This window comes from Streptomyces sp. SID4985 (assembly GCF_009863025.1).
Lineage (GTDB): Bacteria > Actinomycetota > Actinomycetes > Streptomycetales > Streptomycetaceae > Streptomyces.
This window is the reverse complement of record NZ_WWIR01000230.1, coordinates 1-18,531: the sequence shown is the minus strand read 5'-3', so window position 1 is coordinate 18,531 and position 18,531 is coordinate 1. Positions and strand designations below refer to the sequence as shown.

17 protein-coding genes and 2 pseudogenes are annotated in these 18,531 nt (G+C 70.2%); 7 read left to right on the top strand and 12 right to left on the bottom strand.

What is annotated here, in order from left to right:
• Positions 1-241: 241 nt before the first annotated feature.
• Complete coding sequence (locus GTW40_RS09510; RefSeq protein ID WP_237525420.1) at positions 242-694, top strand: hypothetical protein; 453 nt, start codon at positions 242-244, stop codon at positions 692-694.
• A gap of 227 nt (positions 695-921) precedes the next feature.
• Here GTW40_RS09510 and GTW40_RS09505 read toward each other — a convergent pair whose 3' ends face one another.
• Complete coding sequence (locus tag GTW40_RS09505; protein ID WP_161179722.1) at positions 922-1,659, bottom strand: VOC family protein; 738 nt, start codon at positions 1,657-1,659, stop codon at positions 922-924.
• A 147-nt stretch (positions 1,660-1,806) separates the two neighbouring features.
• Positions 1,807-2,220 (bottom strand): hypothetical protein, encoded by a 414-nt coding sequence (locus tag GTW40_RS09500; protein WP_343245647.1) that lies wholly within the window; start codon positions 2,218-2,220, stop codon positions 1,807-1,809.
• A gap of 241 nt (positions 2,221-2,461) precedes the next feature.
• Between GTW40_RS09500 and GTW40_RS09495 the strand changes: the two genes are divergently transcribed.
• A complete protein-coding gene (locus GTW40_RS09495) occupies positions 2,462-2,989 on the top strand; it encodes a DinB family protein (RefSeq protein ID WP_202485649.1) in 528 nt (175 codons plus the stop codon).
• 41 nt (positions 2,990-3,030) lie between these two features.
• Here the strand turns inward: GTW40_RS09495 and GTW40_RS09490 are convergent.
• A pseudogene (locus tag GTW40_RS09490) lies at positions 3,031-3,574 on the bottom strand (hypothetical protein).
• A 94-nt stretch (positions 3,575-3,668) separates the two neighbouring features.
• Positions 3,669-4,523 carry an NAD(P)-dependent oxidoreductase gene (locus GTW40_RS09485; RefSeq protein WP_161179720.1) on the bottom strand — a complete coding sequence of 285 codons (855 nt, stop codon included), beginning with the start codon at positions 4,521-4,523 and terminating at the stop codon, positions 3,669-3,671.
• Between the two features lie 143 nt (positions 4,524-4,666).
• On the opposite strand from GTW40_RS09485, the gene GTW40_RS09480 reads away from it, so the two are divergent.
• Positions 4,667-5,578, top strand: a complete 912-nt coding sequence (locus GTW40_RS09480) for a helix-turn-helix transcriptional regulator (protein WP_343245646.1) — start codon at positions 4,667-4,669, stop codon at positions 5,576-5,578.
• A gap of 93 nt (positions 5,579-5,671) precedes the next feature.
• On the opposite strand, the gene GTW40_RS09475 is transcribed toward GTW40_RS09480, so the two are convergent.
• Positions 5,672-6,301, bottom strand: a complete 630-nt coding sequence (locus GTW40_RS09475; RefSeq protein ID WP_161179719.1) for an XRE family transcriptional regulator — start codon at positions 6,299-6,301, stop codon at positions 5,672-5,674.
• Between the two features lie 142 nt (positions 6,302-6,443).
• On the opposite strand from GTW40_RS09475, the gene GTW40_RS09470 reads away from it, so the two are divergent.
• A complete protein-coding gene (locus GTW40_RS09470; RefSeq protein ID WP_161179718.1) occupies positions 6,444-7,430 on the top strand; it encodes an alpha/beta hydrolase in 987 nt (328 codons plus the stop codon).
• 137 nt (positions 7,431-7,567) lie between these two features.
• On the opposite strand, the gene GTW40_RS09465 is transcribed toward GTW40_RS09470, so the two are convergent.
• The 3 genes from GTW40_RS09465 to GTW40_RS09455 all read right to left on the bottom strand — a co-directional run bounded on the left by GTW40_RS09465 (position 7,568) and on the right by GTW40_RS09455 (position 11,489).
• Positions 7,568-8,125: an XRE family transcriptional regulator gene (locus GTW40_RS09465; protein ID WP_161179717.1), complete on the bottom strand. Its 558-nt coding sequence runs from the start codon at positions 8,123-8,125 to the stop codon at positions 7,568-7,570.
• A 12-nt stretch (positions 8,126-8,137) separates the two neighbouring features.
• On the bottom strand, positions 8,138-10,381 hold the full coding sequence (locus tag GTW40_RS09460) for a helix-turn-helix transcriptional regulator (protein WP_161179716.1): 2,244 nt from the start codon (positions 10,379-10,381) through the stop codon (positions 8,138-8,140).
• A gap of 520 nt (positions 10,382-10,901) precedes the next feature.
• Complete coding sequence (locus GTW40_RS09455; RefSeq protein ID WP_343245645.1) at positions 10,902-11,489, bottom strand: hypothetical protein; 588 nt, start codon at positions 11,487-11,489, stop codon at positions 10,902-10,904.
• 408 nt (positions 11,490-11,897) lie between these two features.
• Here GTW40_RS09455 and GTW40_RS09450 point away from each other — a divergent pair, with 408 nt between their 5' ends.
• Complete coding sequence (locus GTW40_RS09450) at positions 11,898-12,410, top strand: transglycosylase SLT domain-containing protein (RefSeq protein WP_237525414.1); 513 nt, start codon at positions 11,898-11,900, stop codon at positions 12,408-12,410.
• A gap of 1,501 nt (positions 12,411-13,911) precedes the next feature.
• Here the strand turns inward: GTW40_RS09450 and GTW40_RS09445 are convergent.
• Positions 13,912-14,733, bottom strand: a complete 822-nt coding sequence (locus tag GTW40_RS09445; protein ID WP_161179662.1) for a class I SAM-dependent methyltransferase — start codon at positions 14,731-14,733, stop codon at positions 13,912-13,914.
• Positions 14,734-15,026: 293 nt separating this feature from the next.
• A pseudogene (locus GTW40_RS33060) lies at positions 15,027-15,134 on the bottom strand (IS5/IS1182 family transposase); the annotation flags it as partial.
• Between the two features lie 100 nt (positions 15,135-15,234).
• Here GTW40_RS33060 and GTW40_RS09440 point away from each other — a divergent pair.
• Both GTW40_RS09440 and GTW40_RS09435 read left to right on the top strand, forming a co-directional pair.
• On the top strand, positions 15,235-16,143 hold the full coding sequence (locus tag GTW40_RS09440) for an ADP-ribosylglycohydrolase family protein (protein ID WP_161179640.1): 909 nt from the start codon (positions 15,235-15,237) through the stop codon (positions 16,141-16,143).
• A 375-nt stretch (positions 16,144-16,518) separates the two neighbouring features.
• The gene (locus tag GTW40_RS09435) at positions 16,519-17,331 is read left to right on the top strand and encodes a DUF6042 family protein (RefSeq protein ID WP_161179639.1); all 813 of its coding nucleotides are present in this window, start codon (positions 16,519-16,521) and stop codon (positions 17,329-17,331) included.
• A gap of 309 nt (positions 17,332-17,640) precedes the next feature.
• Here the strand turns inward: GTW40_RS09435 and GTW40_RS09430 are convergent, their stop codons facing one another.
• Positions 17,641-18,123: a VOC family protein gene (locus tag GTW40_RS09430; RefSeq protein WP_343245640.1), complete on the bottom strand. Its 483-nt coding sequence runs from the start codon at positions 18,121-18,123 to the stop codon at positions 17,641-17,643.
• 151 nt (positions 18,124-18,274) lie between these two features.
• Positions 18,275-18,531, bottom strand: a 257-nt coding sequence (locus GTW40_RS09425; protein ID WP_161179638.1) for an integrase core domain-containing protein, incomplete at its 5' end; no start/stop codon positions are given.

The window sequence follows — 18,531 nt, the reverse complement described above, 5'->3', positions numbered from 1 at the left end:
CGCGTTCGACTTCCCAGCCCCGCCACTCGCACCAACGTCGGCTCCGGTCCGACATCATCTGCCGAGCGGTCTCGGTGAGCATCTCCCAGAGGTCGACGGACACCGGATGGACATGACGGTGTGCACGTCAGCGAGGTATCGCCCCGCTCCCGTTGGAGTGAAGAACGTGATGTACCGCTGCCGTTCACGCCTCGACACGTCATGGTTCTACTGAGGCAATAAGTACCGAAAGGGGTAGTTCATGCGTATGAGGCTTGTCGGAGCAGCCCTGAGTGCGGCAGCACTCACCGTGCTCACCGTTCCCGCGAACGCTCACGCCGCAGCGATCGCCTGCGGCGGCGGCGTGTCGACCGGTCACGTGGCCGTCAACGGCTGCATCAGCGCCCAACGCGGCAAGGAAGGCAAGGTCTACACCCGCGAGATCACGGCGCACGTCAAGCTGCGCAACGCGGGGACAAGGGCGGTGAACGTCTCCTACGAGGCGTTCTTCCGCGTCGTCTCCGGCGGTCACTGGGTGAAGCTGGGCAGCGGTCGTGCCTACGTCCCGGCGCGTGCGACCGTCGGCCCCACCGAGGTGGGAAGCTCGACCCGGGTGTGCGGCCCCGTGAGGGTCGAGATCCGTGTACACGCCCGTGCCGCCGGGGGCGCCTGGAGCGGCTGGTCCACCGCCGGTACGGCGCAGTGCCAGACCTGAGCGGCTGAGCGCGGGCCCACCAGGTCCGGCCTGTTGCACTGGGCGCGGCCGCCGGATGCCGAGGTCAGCCATCGCCGACCGGCTCACGTTCAACGGCACCGTCATCGAAACCGGCGAAGGCCGGCTGACCTGTCCGTCCGGCCCGGCACCCTCAGCCTTCGGGCGACCTCATCAGGCCGGGCGAGCTCACCGTGTCGAAGCCCGATGCGGGGCGCCGTCCCTCAAGGTCAGCGAGGAGCGAGGAGGCAGAACTCGTTGCCCTCCGGGTCGGCCAGAACCGTCCAGGAGATGGTGGACTGGTCGAAATCGGGGTCGGTGGCGCCCAGGGCGCGCAGTCTGGCTTCTTCGGCTTCCAAGTCGTCGCCGGGGTAGGGGCGGACGTCGAGGTGGACGCGGTTCCACACGCTCTTGGTGTCGGGGGTGCGGACGAACTCCAGGTAGGGGCCGACCCCCTTGGCGGATCGCATGGTCGCGTGGTCGTCAGCGACGTCGTGCAGCGTCCAGTCCATCGCCTCGCCCCAGAACTCGGCCATCCTCCGTGGGTCGGCGCAGTCGACCACCACTGCGGCGATCAGCCCGGTGTCCTGGTAGACCGGACGGGGCTCCAGGACGCAGAACTCGTTGCCCTCCGGGTCGGCCATGACCGTCCAGGGGACGTCGCCCTGACCCACGTCGGCGAGCGTCGCGCCGAGATCCTTCAAGCGTGCGACCAGCTTTTTCTTGTGGGCGATCGAGGTGGTGGCCAGATCAAGGTGCACCCGGTTCTTCACCGTCTTGGGTTCCGGGCGGGCGATGATGTCGATGCAGACGGCCACGGGGTCGGGGTAGGAGAAACCCACGGGTTCGAGGTTGGTGACGCCGGGCCCCTCACTGTCGACACCCCAACCGAGTACCTCCGCCCAGAACCGGCCGAGCGCGGAGTCGTCCTGGGCCTTCATATTGATCTGCACGAGTCTTGTCGCCATGCCGCGGATCTTAATCAACGGCCAACACGATGAGGAGAGTCGTTGGTGGGGGATGAGGTAGCAGGTGATTTACGGAGAAGCCTCGACCACCCACCGGGACGTTCCCGGCCCAGTGCCGTGCCGCGCAGGCGGTGAGACCCCGTTCCGTCAGAGCCCCGACGAGTGGCTGGAAAGCCAGTCGGCATGCCGATCGCGCGTCTGATCCCGTTCCCCGGGCGTAGGGAGGAAGACATCGGCGCCGCCGTCGTAGGGGTGGTAGACGCGCCGCATCCGGGTGTCGGTGACGAGGACTCCCGCCACTTTGGCGTCCGCGATGTCACGGAGCAGCGCGTCGAGGCAGCCGTATCGCCAGGGGCGGCGCGCGGCGAAGAGGTGGCAGTAGGTACGGAACTCCGGGTTCGGATCGTCCTCCACCAGCAGGGTCTGCCAGTAGCGGGCGTCCGGCTGGAACGGCGGAACCTCCAACTCATCCAGGACGGTGTTGTACCGCTCCAGGACGACCGTGTACTCGCTCTCGTCCTCCGCGTATCGCTTCGACTCCGGCAGGCTGTGGAAACGCACCCAACGATCCCTGTACGGGTCGCGGAGCTTGTACCCGACCGGAGGGCAGCCGGGCCTGTGCTGCTCCCACAGCTCGGTCAGAGCCGTTTGTACGCCGCCGGGCAAGTGCAGCACCTGTCCTCTCGCCATGGGCTTCCGTCGTCGTCACCAAGGATTACCTGGCCGCATCACCGAGGATCACCTGGTCGCGCTGCCATTCTGCCTGCTTGAACCCTCCCTGAACGCAGTGCAGGGTGCATCTATGACATGGACAGCACCGCCGGTCGAACGCGCCAAGCAGTTGGGCGCCCTGGGTACCGTAACCGAGCGTCAGATGCTGGAGGGTTGGCTGCGCTGGCACCGGGAAACGTTGCTGGCCAAGTGCGCGGGGCTGGAGCCGGGCCAATTGGCGCGGGCGACGGTGGAGCCGTCGAACCTCACGCTCCTCGGCCTGGTCCGGCACATGGCGGAGGTGGAGCGATGGTGGTTCCGGCGAAGTTTCGCGGGTGAGGCTGTCGGCGATGTCTTCACCGGGCCGTCGGACGGCGACGAGGGGCTCGACGGGGCGCACGCAGCCGATGCGGAGAGGGACTTCGGGTTGTTCCAGGCCGAGGTCACAGCGTGTGACGCGGCAGCGGCCGGGCACGACCTCGACGAGACTTTCCTGTCCTCTCGCGGAGCTGTCCTCAGCCTGCGCTGGGTCTACCTGCTGATGATCCAGGAGTACGCCCGCCACAACGGCCACGCCGACTTCCTGCGGGAGCGCACCGACGGGGCAACGGGTGACTGAGCTTCGCCCGGTTCGGTAACTCCGCGAGGGCCGGTGACAGCTCATTGGATCAGGTCGGTGTGCGGATGCCCGGGGGAGACGGGGCAGACGTAGAGCCGCATGTTGTCGGTGCTGCCGACTTCGACTTTGGTCGGCTGCCCGGGGTTCTGGCCGGCGCGATGGCCTGCGGCACGGGCGGCGGCTTCGTCCTCGTACGGCGCCCAGCCGCGCTTGCCGTAGTCCCATTCGAAGGAGGCGATGGTCAGCAGCGGGACCATCTGTACTGCGCGTAGGGACACCACAGCACTTGGAGCACGTCGGCCTGCCCGGGCGGCCGCAGGAGCGGGACGTCGCGCACGTACAGCTGGGCGACGGGCAGCATGGGGACCGGACTCTCCGCGGGCCAGGGAGGGCCGGCATCGAGTCGCTCCATGAACATGGCTCCTCGGCGGGCCACAGCAATGGGCCGCCCGCGGAACTGTCCCGTGCCGAGGGCGACCCGGCGCGAGGGTGCAGCCGAATCGCCGCTCGCGCCAACGGAGTCAGCTCAGGAAAGACCGCGGTGACCTCGACAGGCCGTGGCGGAGTAGTACGTACGGACACCACGTCGGCGATCTTGCCACCAGCCACTGACAGTCCCCGGGCTGTGGGGCAACTGTCGTGCTTCGGCAAGGGGCAGACCGGCCCCGCACGTGGACCGTCACAGGGCTCCGGCGTCCCGGGCCGTCCAGACGCTCGGGTAGATCGGCCGGAAGCCGAGCTCCCGGCGGATGCGCTGGTTGGACATGATCCCGAACCACGGGTCGGGGTCCGGGAGTTCGTGGAGCCCGGCGGGCACCTCGACGCCGTTGAGCTGGTACAGCTCGACCGTCGTGACGGGGGCGTCGTCGGCGATGTTGTAGATCCGGCCCGCGATACCCGGCGCGTACAGCAGACGCATCAGACCTTGGGCGACGTCCGCGTGGTGGGCCATCTGCAGGCGCTGGTGCGGCGCCCAGCGGGCCGCCCAGTGAAGCGAGTTGGCAAGGTGTGGGTCGCCCTCGCCGTAGACGAAGGGGAGCCGTCCGACGCGGACGTCCAGGCCCTCCAACGCGAGCAGTTCGCGCTCGGCCTCGGCCTTGGACTCGGGGTACGCGCCCCACATCTCGCCGCCCGGCCTGCTCTCGTCCTCCTCGGTCAGCGGGCGGCCCCGTCCGACGCCGTACACGTTGCCGGTGCTGACCTGCACGAACCGCTCCACGTCGGCGGACCGCGCGGCGCGTCCCAGGGCCACCGCGGCGTCCCGGTTGACGGCCCACGCCTCCTCGTCGGGCACCCCGCGGAAGGAGGCGGCGACGTTCACGACGGCGTCCACACCGGCGAGCGCCTTGCCGAGGGTCTCCTCGTCGCGCATGTCCCCTACGGCGACCTGGGCGCCCAGCTCCGCGAAGCGCTCGCCACGGGCCGCGTCCCGCACCAGGACCCGCACCTGCTCGCCCGGCTGCCGCTGGGCCAGCAGCCTCGGCACGAAGCGGCGTCCGACCTGTCCCGTCGTACCGGTCACCAAAGTCAGCATGATGTGCTCCTCACGCACTGTGTCGCTTGTCGCCTGTCGTCGACCACCAGCCTCGGCCGACGCGGGGACGACCGGGAGAGACCTCCTCATCAGGGGATCGGGAGTCCCTGGATAAGGCTGCCGCCGTCCCGCACCCTGGAGGGGTGAACCGTGCCGAACTCGCCGACTTCCTGCGCCGCGGGCGCGCCCGCCTGGCCCCCTCCGACGCGGGCCTCACGGCCGGAGCCCGCCGCCGTACGCCGGGGCTGCGCCGCGAGGAGGTGGCCCAGCTGGCCGGCATGTCCGTGGACTACTACACGCGGCTGGAGCAGTCCCGGGGCCCGCGCCCGTCCCGCCAGATGCTCACCGCGCTGGCCCGCGCCCTGCGCCTGACGGAGGACGAACGCGACCACCTCTTCCACCTCGCCGGTGAGGAGCCGCCGCGCCGGACGGCGACCAGTACGCACGTGCGCCCGGGCCTGCTCCTGGTGCTGGACCGGCTCCACGACACCCCGGCGATGGTGGTGACCGACTGCGGCGAGGTCCTGGCCCAGAACGCGCTGTCACGGGCGCTGACCGGAGACGTCCTCGCCCGCCCGCCCCGGGAACGCAACATGATCCGCCGCTTCTTCCTGGACCCGTCGGCCCAGGAGCTGTTCCCTCCCGAGGACCGCCCGGAGCGCGCCCGCGAGCAGGTGGCCGGTCTGCGAGCGGTGGCCTCGGCCCGCCCCACGGACCCGGAACCCGCCGCCCTCGTCGACGAACTACGCGCCGCGAGCGAGGAGTTCGCCCGCCTCTGGGCCGAACACGAGGTCGCCGTACGCCGCGCCGCCACCAAGCGCTTCCGGCATCCTGCGATCGGCATCCTCGAACTCGACTGCGAGGTCCTCGTCAACACCGACCACAACCAGCGGCTCGTCATCCACACGGCCCGCCCGGGCACGGAGTCGTACGAGCGCTTGCGGTTGCTGCGGGTGGTGGGGCTGCAGGACCTGACGCCGACGAGTTCGGCACGGGATGGCGCCACGAGCGGTTCGGCATCGGGCACGGGAGCAGGCAGGACGGAACGCCCCTAGCAGGCAGGACGGAACGCCCTCCGCCGGAGGCTGAAGCCACCACGGCCAGAGCCTGTTTCCTCGACGGCAGGCTTGTCATTGACGACAGGCCCGTCAATCAGCGGCCCCTCCGCCATCAGTCCCGCGACCAGCGGCTGGAGGGGTGCGCGGCCGTGGACGTTCTCCCTGGGGCCCGAACATGATCAGATACTCGACCGGTCCGTCGGATCCGGCGTTCGCGACTCCGTGGGGGGTGCGGGTGTCGAACTCGGCGACGTCCCCGGCCGTCAGGACGAGATCCTGGCTGCCCAGCGCGAGCCACAACCGCCCGTACAGCACGCACAGCCACTCGTAGCCCTCGTGGGACATCTGCCGGGGCCGCCCGGGCGGCTCCGCGACGGCGGGCAGGACATGTTTGTGGGCGTGCAGCCCGCCGACGTACCGGGTCAGCGGCAGCACCGTCTTGTCGTCGCCGAAGCCGCGCGGCGCCGTGCCGCGGGGCTCGGCCGCGGGGGCGGGTGCGGTGCCGATCAGTTCGTCCAGGGCGACGCCGTATTCCTTCGCCAGTTGCAGCACGACCTCCAGGATGGGCTTGCGTCGGCCGGTCTCGATCCGTGACAGCGTGCTGGGCGAGATGCCGGTCGCGCGGCTGACATCCGTGAGCGTGACGCCACGGCGCTCGCGTACGGCCCGCAGCCGGGGCCCCATCGCCGCCAGCGTCCGGGCCACGTCGTCACCTGTCACTGTCCCCGCTCCTTCCCGCCGTGCCGCTTCACCACCCTGTCCTGCGAGTTTGCCAGAGTGGCAACGCTGATCGCGCCGAGTGGCCGCCGCGCCGCATGATCGATGGGTACGCGTCGGACGCCCGTGAACCGAGGAGAAGCCCATGCAGCCCGAGCCGACCGCCGAGCTCCGCCACCGCACCGTCGACGCCCCGGCCGGGCGCCTGCACCTGGTCGAGCAGGGCACCGGCCCGCTGGTCCTGCTCGTGCACGGCTTCCCCGAGTCCTGGTACTCCTGGCGCCGCCAGCTCCCGGCCCTCGCCGCGGCCGGATACCGGGCAGTGGCGATCGACGTACGCGGCTACGGCCGCTCCTCCAGGCCCGCCGCGACCGACGCCTACCGCATGCTCGACCTGGTGGAGGACAACGTCGCCGTCGTACGCGCCCTCGGTGAGGAGAGCGCGGTGATCGTCGGCCACGACTGGGGCTCCAACATCGCCGCCACCTCCGCCCTGCTCCACCCCGAAGTCTTCCGCGCGGTCGGCTTGCTGAGCGTCCCGTACGCGCCGCCCGGCGGCCCCCGCCCCACCGACATCTTCGGCCGGATCGGCGGCCCCGAGCAGGAGTTCTACGTCTCCTACTTCCAGGAGCCCGGCCGCGCCGAGGCGGAGATCGAGCCCGACGTACGGGGCTGGCTCGCAGGCTTCTACGCGGCCCTGTCCGCCGACACCATGCCTGCCGAGGGCGAGCCCGACCCGCACTTCGTCGCCCACGGCGGCCGGCTGCGCGACCGTTTCCCCGTCGGCCCGCTCCCGGCGTGGCTGAGCGAGGAGGACCTCGACGTCTACGCCGGGGAGTTCGAGCGCACCGGCCTGACCGGCGCCCTCAACCGCTACCGCACCATGGACCGCGACTGGGAAGACCTCGCCCCCCACCGCGGAGCCCCGATCAAGCAGCCCGCCCTGTTCATCGGCGGCGCACGGGACGCCTCCACCACGTGGATGGCCGAAGCCCTCGACGCCTACCCCTCCACCCTCCCCGCCCTGTCCGCCTCCCACCTCCTGGACGGCTGCGGCCACTGGGTGCAACAGGAACGCCCTGACGAGGTCAACCGCCTGCTGACCGACTGGCTCGCCACGATTCGGGGCTGAACCGGGCGGGCTGACTGGGTCGACTGGGTTGCCTGGGCAGCTTGGCGGCGTGTTTCGGGTGGGCGGTGCCGAGGGCGGGCGGTGCCGAGGGCGGGCCGTGCAGAGGGCGGGCTCGCTCACTGTTCGGGGTGTGGGGGCTACAGGTCGAACTCCAGGTGTTCGATGTCGGTGAAGCGGACCTCTTCCAGGCTTCCGGCGCGGCGCCCGCTGTCCTGGAAATAGACCTCCTTGAGCGCTTCGGCCGCGATCTCCTTGAGCGCGCGTTCATCGGCACCGGCCTCTCGGGCGTCGAAGAGGCGGGCGGCGTAGACGGGTGGGAGGGCGATGGTCAGGTGCCGGATGCGGTCCTGGTCGGTCGATCCGATCGGCGCGGTGTAGCCCATGCGGGCGCGGGTGTCGATGACGATGCCGCCCGTGGTCGCCGCCTTCTGGCGGGCCCTGGCCCTGATCTGCGGTTGCCACCGCTTCTTCACCTCGCGTTCCAGGCGGGCGGCGAGGTCCGGGCGCGGTTTCCTGATCTGGTCCTTCACGTACCGTTCGACGGTGCGCTGGGAGATGCGCAGCATCTGGGCGACGGCCCTGGTGCTCCCCAACTGCTTGACCAGGTACCGCATCTGCGGGCCCGCGGTCTTGGGCGCCGGGCGGGTGAACGCCTTCTGCACGGCGGCGTCCAGGCTGTCCCCGAACAGACTCATCGTCACCTTCTCCTACTCTCCGTTGTCGACGCCGGTGACGGTGCCGTCCTTGATGTAGCGGGCGAGGTTGAGGTCCGGGGCGTCGAACCGCTCGCGGACCTCTTCGCCCCACAGGACGGACTGCGTGCCCTCGTGCTTGACGAGGCCGGGGTTGATGCCGAGCTTGAAACCGCCGGGCAGCGGCTTGCCGTCCCGGTAGGGCAGGAAGTCCAGCGGCGAGGGCCCGCCTGCCGCGTAGACGACACAGTCGGACAGGACCGCGACCGGGTACTGCCCGGTGAACGCCGCGTGCCGCACGATCTTGCGGTGCAGGTTGATCCGGGTGCGGGAGATGACGGCCGCGCGGATGTCCGGCCGCCAGGTCGGGCGGGACAGCGCGCGCCACGGCTCGCCGGGCCGCCAGCCCTCGCCGCGCGGCCGCTCGCGCAGCTTGCCGATGCCGCCCTTCACGGTCGCCTTGATCGCGGACACGACGAGTCCCAGCTCCGGGTCACGGCCCTTCCAGCCCTCCATCGCCGTCAGGAAGTCGCCCGGGGCGAGGTCGGGGTGGACGCCGAGGTCGGCCATCGTGGCGAGGTAGGCGTCGCGCAGCCGGTTGTACCAGCCGTCCAGGTAGCGGCCGTTGTCCTGCCGCACCCACGCCTCCACCGGCCGCACCTCGTAGCCGAGTTCCACCGCGTACGCCACGGTGGGCGTCGCGTACCAGGCCGGTCCTTCGGGCCGCTCGCCCTTCGGCGTGAACGGGCTGGGCAGCAGCGAGCCGTCCAGCTCCCCCCACTCCTTGCCGGCCTTCACGCGGGACAGGTCGACATGGGACAGGTCGACCAGCCACGAGCCGGGCAGCTTCGGGTCGAAGACCGGCGCCGTGACGTGCGTCGGGGCGCCGAGACCGACGGCCAGGCCGTTGGCGCCCGCGGCGAAGGCCATGTTGACGTCGATACCGACCAGGTGGCGCAGGGTGCACTCGGCATCGGTCATCGGCCGCGCCCAGTCGTACGCCTCCTCGAACAGCTTCTCCGCCGGACCGCGGACGTGGAAGCGGGGCAGCTCTTTGAGGACCGGGTGGCCGTCGGGGGCCTCGCACGGCGCCGGGTCCACCGGCTCGGTGCCCAGGGAGCCGGGGTTGTGCGCGGAGTGCCGTTTGCCGTCGGCGTCCGGCTCGGAGGCGCGGGTCGGCGGGTGCAGCGCGGTCATCAGCTCCAGGCCGGTCACGGCGGTCGATCCGCGCGGCGTCAGCACGCGGGACGCGTACACGCCGAGCACGCGGGCGAGTTCGGCAGGCGGGAGCTGCCCGGCCTCGCCCCAGTGCCGGGCGTCCAGCGCGTGCCAGGACGGGATGCACAGCTGGACACAGGCCCGCTCCGACCCGGTCGCGGGCCGGTAGATCCGAGCCCACGGCCCGAATCCGCGCTTCGTCAGCTTCCACTCCGCACGCGCGAGCTGCTTGACGACCTTGTGGCCCTCCGGCAGCCGCCCGGCGAGCCGCTCCTCCTCGGTGAGCGTGGTGGGCAGGCCGTAGCGTTCCAGCGCGGCCTCGGTGAGTACGAGCAGCGGGTCGGCGTCCTTGCCGGGGCCGGAGAGCTTCGGCGCCCCGAGCTTCGCCTCCTTGAGCGTCCAGTCCACCAGGGCTGGAATGCTCTTGGCGGGTACGTCCAGGACCAGGCCGCCGGTGCAGTACGCCAGCACCTGCCCGTCCTCGATATCGATGATGGCCAGCGGCCCGTTCTCGAACCGCGGATCGGCGCCGCGTGCCGAGGCACCGACTGGGGTCGCCTTCCGCGTGCCGGGACGACGCGGTGCTGCTGATGTCCTGGTGGTTGGCGCCGGGTACGGCGCGGCCGCCGGAGCGGGGGCAGGGGACCGACTGTTCTCGGCCGCAGGTCCGACCAGAGCCTCGGCGACAGGTCCGTCCGCGGCCTCGGCGGCAGGACCTTCGGCCACCACCTGCGTCCCCAGCGAGTCGGCCGCGCCGACGAACGTGACGGGCGTCGGCGCGGTCGGCTCCGGTGGAGCGGGATAAAGTGCCGCGAGCTGCTTCAACAGCCGGGCGTACGCCTCGCGTTCCGGACCGCGCGGCTCGGTCGGCTTCTTCGCCGACTCCCAGCCGGACACCGTCGCCCGCCGCACCTTCAACGCGGCCGCGACCTCGTCCAGCGTCAGGCCGTGCGCGGTACGCAGCCGCTTGCGCTCCTCCGCCGACGGCAGCGAGGAGCGGGACGCGACCAACGCGTCGACCGCATCGAACAACTCGGACATGGGACACCTCCGGAGTCCCAACCTATCTCAACAGTCGTACGGATGGCGTTCATTTGCCGTACGGAGGGCGTACGTAGAGCGGACGGGTGGGCTATAGGGGGGGCGGTGGTCGAGCCCGAAGCGCGGCAAGCCTTACGAGCGGGGCGTTGCTCCCTCCGGGCTGGCTGCGGTGCTGGGCCGCATGAGTCGCACACACCGAGCTCACCCGCAGGGGGAGTGCCGAGATATGGGTGAGGGGCGGAGATGTCGCCTACGCCGCCCCTGAACTGATCGCTCACTATGTCGAGGCACACGACTATGTGCCCCCAACTGCCTTCATCCAGGCGGTTCTCGCCACAGTGTGAACCCGGCGGCTTCATGGCTGGGTGGGGGGCCGGGTCCGTAGAGGACGATCTCGAGGCCGGGCATGCTGGTGATCACGTCAAAGTGGTGGTGGCCTCGGGGTCGGGTTCGCCGCTGAGGTCGGTGAAGGGGAAAGCACTCTGTAACCGCAGCCCGCCCGGACCGTCGCTCCGCAGACCTAGACCATGGTCAAGAGGTGATCCGTGGGGCCGTAATCGATCTTCCAGTCGGCATAGACCCCGCAGAACCCATCCTGGATGCACCGCAGGCCAACGGTCACCCAGCGGACCGCTCCGTCCGTGCCGAGCGAGAACGCGACCGCAGCCTCGAACTCCTCGCTCCCGCACGGGCAGCCGGCCGCGCCGGGCTCGTCGTCCTCCCAGGACTCCTCGTTCCAGTACTGCCCGCTGTCCGCGATGAACGCACGGCTGTCGCAGCCCGAGCACTCCCGTTCCACGCCGGACGCGTTGACCAGCACGAAGAACACACGCCCGCCGCACCCCTCGCAGACGGAAGGAGCGATCTTTACCGGGCGGCCGTCGACCGCACTCCGCAGGAACACCACGAGCTCCGCGGGGACACCGTCGCCAACCTGATCATCAGCACGCACGGACGCATCGTTCCAGACGCCCCGAACCCACATACGACCAGCTTGGCCGAAGGCGTAGGGGCACCCTTCGGGGTTCTGGTCGGGAAACATGCAGGTGAAAGGGGGTTCCCGGACCGGCCGCACATCATCACCGGGCCTGGCCATGCCGAGGACCACGCGAGGCCCACCCATGACCGTTCCGCCGGATGCTCAGGCTGGTGTTGTGAGGCTCCAGGACGGTGTCGAGGCGCTGGGACTGAGGGTGTGGCGGTGATGGTGGTCATAGGGGGTAGGTCACGTCCTAGGGCGGATCGTAGACGGGCCTGCGTCCTGACCGGCACCGCAGCCGCCAGATCGGCACATTTCGGACATTTCTCCGTGTTGAGGTAGTAGGTCACATGCTTGCGCGACCGTTTGTCCAGGTTTAATCATGTTTCTCGTTGCCGGAGCGACAGGCCGGACCGGGTGATTTCCCGGGTGGGCCTGTTTCTTGTCTGTCCGGCGGCCGCGGGGCCTCGCCCCGACGCCCACAGGTTCATGGCCGTTTCCCGGCCGGTGCCTCAACGACGTCTTCTGGAGAGACCCTTGACCGCGATTTTTGCTGCCCGCCGTTCTGCCCGCCTGCGTAACCTCGTTCTGTCCGGTCTTGCCACCGCGGGTGTCGCGGCCGGTGCGGTGGCGCTGGTGCCGTCGTCCGCCTCCGCCGCCGAGATGCCCCAGGCCGCCCACACCGTTCACGCCGTTTCCCACCGTGCCCCCCAGACCGCGACCGGTGCGTCGGGGAGTCTGGACGGCTGGATCAAGCAGTCGCTGGCCATCATGAAGGCCAAGGGCATCCCGGGCAGCTACGACGGTCTGAAGCGCAACATCATGCGCGAGTCCGGCGGCAACCCCAACGCGCAGAACAACTGGGACGTCAACGCGCAGAAGGGCATTCCCTCCAAGGGGCTGCTGCAGGTGATCGACCCCACGTTCAACACCTACCACGTCGCCGGCACCGCCCACAGCGTGACCGACCCGGTGGCGAACATCACCGCGGCCGCCAACTACGCCGCCCACCGCTACGGCTCGATCGACAACGTCAACTCCGCCTACTGAGCGGAACCCTCGCACCCGCACGCAGTGGCAGTGGCCCCCCGACCAGGCACGGTCGGGGGGCCACTGCCACTGCGTTGCTGCTTGTGCTCGGGCGGCGCGGGTTCGCCGGGTCGGCGGTCCGGGGCCATGGGCTCCTGGTCATGGGCCCTTGGAATGTTGAGCTGTGCGTCCGCTTTGCAGGCGGCGAAGCGGGTGCCGCTGGTGCAGCTTGCCGTCTGTGTTCTGCCACCTCACGGTTGAGTGCACCGGCCTCGGTGACGGCGGACGACGCGGTGGCGGCCTGGCGGCAGCCGACGCCGTCGACCGGCCGGGACGTGACCGCACACCCGTGGACCCGCACCCGGTACTGCCCCGCGCCCACCTCACTGTTCAACCTCGGCGATGCCACCACGCCGAGGTCATCGCCCGGCAGGGCTCGACGGCTCTGGACCGTTCCCCCTTGGCGATCTACCTGGGTACCCGGACTGTGCCCGTCCCGGGGACAGCATCGGACTTCGTGTTTCACGGAGTTCCCCGCCCCGCTGCGCAAGCTCCCGGCCTCGCGTTCCGTCATTTCATGCCTACGCCCCCGTGGTGGAGCCGGGCGGCCCGGTCGGTGGGTGCGTGACAGAGTTGCGGTTCCGGCCGATACGGTCGGGTCTTCTCGGCCTGGGGACTTGGCTCTCCACGCGTGTGCAGCGTGCGCGACCCGGTGATCCGGGCCCATCGGCCCGTTCCGGAGCCTGGGCGGCTGGGTTCGGGCGGGTGGCGGTCAGGGCCGTTCATCCGGGCAGGCTGGCGGCGAGGAGTTCAGGGCGCTCCGGAGCGGACCGGAACCTGCACCTGACCAGCGGTGAGTCCCCCTGTGCGACGACCGCCGCACTCAAGGCCACAGCGACCCCGATATTGCCCACCTGGCCCCGCCCGCCGAAGCGCGGCACTCCGTTGGCAGCGGTTGGCCTGGCTGCGGAGCGGGAGGTGGCCGATCGGAAAGGCGACTCGCGAATCCAGGGCCGCAAGGTGACCTGTCAGCCCTCGTGCGGCGGAGGGCCCCGGCGCCGAAGAAGCCGGTTCCTGGCGCCCCGCAGGAGGAGTGACCGTGGTGGAGACCGTCCGATACTTCACCGTCGCCAAGCTGGCCGCCCTGCATGTCCCGCTGGACGACCCGGACCAGATCGGCTCTGGGACTGACCGGTCGCGAGGCGCCGTGCTGAGCAGACCTCGCCGATCGAAAGGCTGTTGGCCACCCTCGCGCACCTCCGGCATGGTGTTGCCCGTGGGCTGCCAGCTTGCTAGGGCGGTGTCGACCGTTTGCAACGTCACACGGTGACCGGTGAAGTACGGCCCCTGCTCACCGATCGCGGCTGCCCCATCGGACCCCGTATTCGACTGCGCACGCTCCCCGAGGTCATGGACCACCTCAGCCCGCAGCCGGGCCACCACGAATCGCCGATATCGGCTTCGCCGCCTGACACGCCAAGAGGAACCGAACGCCCCACCAGCCGGAAACCCCCGTCACGCGTCAGCGCGCGACGCCCCCGGACTTCCATCCCCAGGCGGTGAGCAGCCCGCCCGACAGCGCGGCACAGTCGTCGCAGTCCAGGTACCGCAGCGCCGCGCCCACTCCGGCATCGTCGATCTGCCCGGTGGCGAGCATCGCCTGTCTGCTGCGTTTCCAAGTATCAGCCCAGAAGCGGCTGATGGGGCTTCCGGGCAGCAGCGGCGGGACATGGATCTCGGCGGCGACGGAGGCCAGACCCGCCCCGCGCAGCAACTCCGGGTATGACGGCACCCAGGACACATCGGTACCGATGGCGGCCCCCAACCCCTGCCACATCGCCCGCATCGCCACGGTGTACGGCGTCACCGGCGCACGGTCGCTCGTCAGATCCACCGCATCGCCGAGCATCAACACCCCACCAGGTCCTACGAGTTCGGCCAATTTCGCGATCAAGCGCTCATGCTCGGGCAGATGCATCAGCACGAAGCGCGCATGCACCAGCCGGAAGCGCCCCGGATCGAAATCCGGATCGGTGATGTCGGCCTCCAGCACCTCAAGCCCCGGCACACCCCGCTCGCCGAGGAAACGCACATCCCGGTCGACAGCGAGCACGCTCGCCACCCCTACCTCCTCCAGCAGCCGACGGGAAACGGTCCCCGTACCAGCCCCCACGTCCAGACAGCGCCAACCGGGCCCCACGCCCAGCGTCCGCAGCCGCGCCAAGGTGAACTCGTCGTATGCCAGGGCGCCGTAGTCGATACGTTCGCCTTCGCCCGACGCCTCGGGCCGGAAGACCACCTCGCCGTAGCGCCCGAAGTCCCCTGCCCCACCCGGTCCGGCGATCACGCCGCCGCTCCCCGCGGGACGCCGTAGCGCCCGAAGACGAACACCATCACGCCGAGCGCTCTCATGACCGAACCTCTCCACACGCCAGGGCAGTCCAAGACGGCGCAAGGCAGCACGCCGCGCGCCGCACTGATCCTCCACCGGCACCCACCCACACAACCGAGGCGCGCCGCGCATCTACCGAACGGCCCAAGGCCGGCGAGGGCACGAACTCAAGACGAACCCGGGCAACGGGGGGCGCAGCTCATCCGCACGCCGATGGTGGATGTCGTTGCGCACCCCCAATGGCTCCGCAGGCGGCGGAACCAGTGCAGGTGGGCGAACGCGCTCTCCACGAACCGGCGTTGGGTGCTCAGGCCGGAGCCGTGTTCGCCGCCGCGGCGGGCGATCAGTGGCTTCGAGGTCACAGACCGAGCCGCCCAGCCTCATGTCCGGGTCAGAAGCCGGGCGGCTCCAAAAGCGGAGTGCGGGATCGCATCGCGCTGCAATACTGCACAGATGATCAACGTGCCTGCCGCTGTGCTGGATTCGCTGCACGGCCTCGCGTTCGGCGACGCCTTCGGCGACCGCTGGTTCGGCATCCTGCGCAGGCACGGTACGGCAGCCCTGGAGGCGCGGACGCTGCCCCCGGAACCGCTGTGGCGATGGAGTGACGACACCGCTCAAGCGCTGGTTCTCGTCCGGGAGCTTGTCGAGGGCGGGGGCATCGTCGACCAGGACCGCCTGGCCCGGCGCCTCGCGGCGGCCTACGCAGAGGACACGTACCGCGGCTATGGAGCCTCGATGCATGACGTGCTGCGCCGGATCGACGCGGGCGAGCCCTGGCGGGAGGTGGTCGTCGGACAGTTCGGCGGCCAGGGCTCCTGGGGCAACGGCGCGGCCATGCGCGCCGCCCCGCTCGGTGCCTGGCACGGCGCCGACCTCGATGTGGTCGCCGAGCAGGCCGCCCGCCAGGGTGCGGTCTCGCACCACCACCCGGAGGCGGTCACCGGTGCGGTGGCGGTCGCTGTGGCCGCGGCGCTGGCGACCAGCAGCCGGGGCGGGCCCACCCCGGTCAGATCGGACTTCCTTCAGGCAGTCGCCGAACGGCTCCCCGACAGCGACGTCCGGTCAGGAGTGCGGATCGCGGCCCGGATGCCGGAGCGCACCTCGGTCCGGCACGCCGCGGAGGTGCTGGGCTCCGGCTACCGGATGTCAGGTCCCGACACCGTCCCGTACGCCCTGTGGTGCGCGGCAGGGCACCTCGACGACCTGCACGAGGGCCTGTGGGTCACGGTCGCCGGGCGCGGCGACATCGACACCACGTGCGCCATCGCGGGCGGCGTCATCGCCGCCCGCACCGGCGTCGCCGCCCTCCCTCCTGCATGGCACGAGGCCCGTGAACCGCTGCCCCCGGTCGTGACGTAGCACGAGCTCCTGCCGGGATGAGTTCAGGCGCCGCCGGCTTTTGAGTGCCTCGTGGAGCTGGGGGCGCCGGGGCGTGGCCTTGCCGTGCGCTGTGCACGCGGCTGCCATGACCGGCACCGGCAATGGCATCGTCGTCAACGGAGGCTGGACTGCTCGCTGAGACGGGCTCCCGGTGATGAGGGGACCGGCTCGGTGTCGGTCACGCCGGGGGAGTGGGGAGACGGTGTCGGTGCCGAACAGGCGTCGGTGTTCCGCGCGCGGGACTGCGCGACGGGCGCCGTCATCGGGCCTTCGTCGGACGCGGAGTGAGCACGCCGCGGGTGCCACAGCGCGTAGGCTGCGCTCGTTCGGCTGCCCTTCGACGAAGAGCTGGGGATGACTGAGAACCCGACCGCGCCCGGACCACGCCGGGACCTGGTGGTGCACAACGACTGGTGGGCTTCGGGCTGGGAGCATGTCCTGCCGCGCCAGGGGTTTCCCCTGATGATGCTGATCGGGACCGCGAGCCAGCCCGGCTTCGCCGGCTCCCTGGACGATCTCCTGCGCGAGATGTTCGACGGCCACTGGCGCATGTTCGGCGGTGGTCTCGACGGCGCGCTCACGTTCTCGTGGCCCGACGAGGAGTGGGACGAGGAGGAGGCGCCCGAAGGCCGCGAGGCGAGCGAGGCGAGCCGCTGGAAGGACTTCGGTGCCCTGCTCACGGCCGCCGGATACCCGGTGCCCGCGACCGTGCGCGACCTGTCCGAGCTCTACCTGGCATGGGGCCTGGCCAGCCGTGAGGAGACACCGGAGGGCACCCGGTGGTCGATGCCCGCCGTACTGCCGCTCCCCGGCGACCTGTTGCCCTTGGACGCAGGACTGACCCGGCGGCTCGACCGGATGCGGTGGAGCATGCGCACCGAACCGCTCGTCACCCAGCTCGTCAACCACCTGGTCGACCAATTGGGTGAACCGCGGGAGATTCTCACCTCCCTGGACCGCCTGGCAGCCGCCACCGGCCAAGACGCCGAAGACCTCCGTCTCGCCGTCGCAGCGCTCGTGGCATCCGGCGACGCCCGGGTGCTGCGCGGACAGGAGCCGGCCGACGCGGAACGCCTCGAAACCCATCAGCGCTTCTGTCTGGTCATGGACTGGAACCACTTCCACGAGACCCACACGAGGCTGAGCAACGTGGACGAAGACGAGTAACCGACCCCGACCCGCATGCCGTCCGGCCCCCTGGAGCCTGTCCTGCGGAAGAAGGCCCCAGGTTGAGTCCCGGCCCCGGCGGCCTGGTCCCGCTGACCTGCAACTGGATCCAGCACCTGTTCACCACCTGGCCTCGGCCTGTCCACGGTGCGACCCCTTGGCTTAACCGGTCCTCTCGCTGGCGACGACGCGATCAGGGCCGATCCCGCACCGGCCACTGCCAGCAGAGAGCAGCCCAGCCATGACTGGGCGGTTCGTCCGGTACGACCCTCTGCATCCGGACCGGATCACCACCCGCACAGCGTCCGGTCACCCGGCGGCCAGGCGGCGCAGGAGCTCCTCCTGCGAGACGTCTTCGATGTGGGTCAGAAAGACCCAGATGTGACCGGAAGGGTCTTTGAGGATGACGGTGCGGTCACCATGGAACATGTCCTTCGGCGGCTGGATGATCTCAGCGCCGGCGGCTTCCGCGCGTTCCGCCAGGGTGTCGACGTCCGGCACGAAGACGTGCAGCGTGACGGTCGTACCTCCGCCGAGTGAGGTCGGCGCGGCGAAGGAGGCGCCCTCCGCCTCGCTCACGCTGGCGTCGCCCAGCATCAGGGTCGACCGTCCGACGGTGATCTCGGCGTGCAGGATTCCGCCGCCTGGAGCGTGGATCCTGAAGTCCTCGTCGGCGCCGAACGCGCGCTGGTAGAAGTCGATCGCCGCTGCGGCGTCGTCGACCATGATGTGCGGGATCACGGCGTAGCGGTAACGGTCGGGGATCTCCGTGCGGGTTGCGTGCTCGGTCACGGCGAACCTCCTTGAAAGGGCACCGCTGGTCGATTCCTGCGGCTCTGGAAGGAACCTAGAAAGTCAAGCTTGGTTGAGGTCAAGCGCCGATGTGCCCGCCCCTTGCAAGTGCCTGCCCGCAGGTTGAACCGTTCCGGGTTCGGTAGAGATCTCAATTGTTGGTTGTGACCTGAGGTTTCGTGCTTGCTCGGTAGTGGTTGTTCTCGTATTCGACGGGTGGGACGTGGCCTATCTCACCGTGGAGTCGTCGGTGGTTGTACCAGTCGACGTACTCGGCGGTGGCGAGTTCGACGTCGGACAGCGTCTTCCATGGCCGTCGGGGCTTGATCAGCTCGGTCTTGAACAGGCCGATCGTGCTCTCCATCAGGGCATTGTCGTAAGCGTCGCCGACCGAGCCGACCGAGCCGA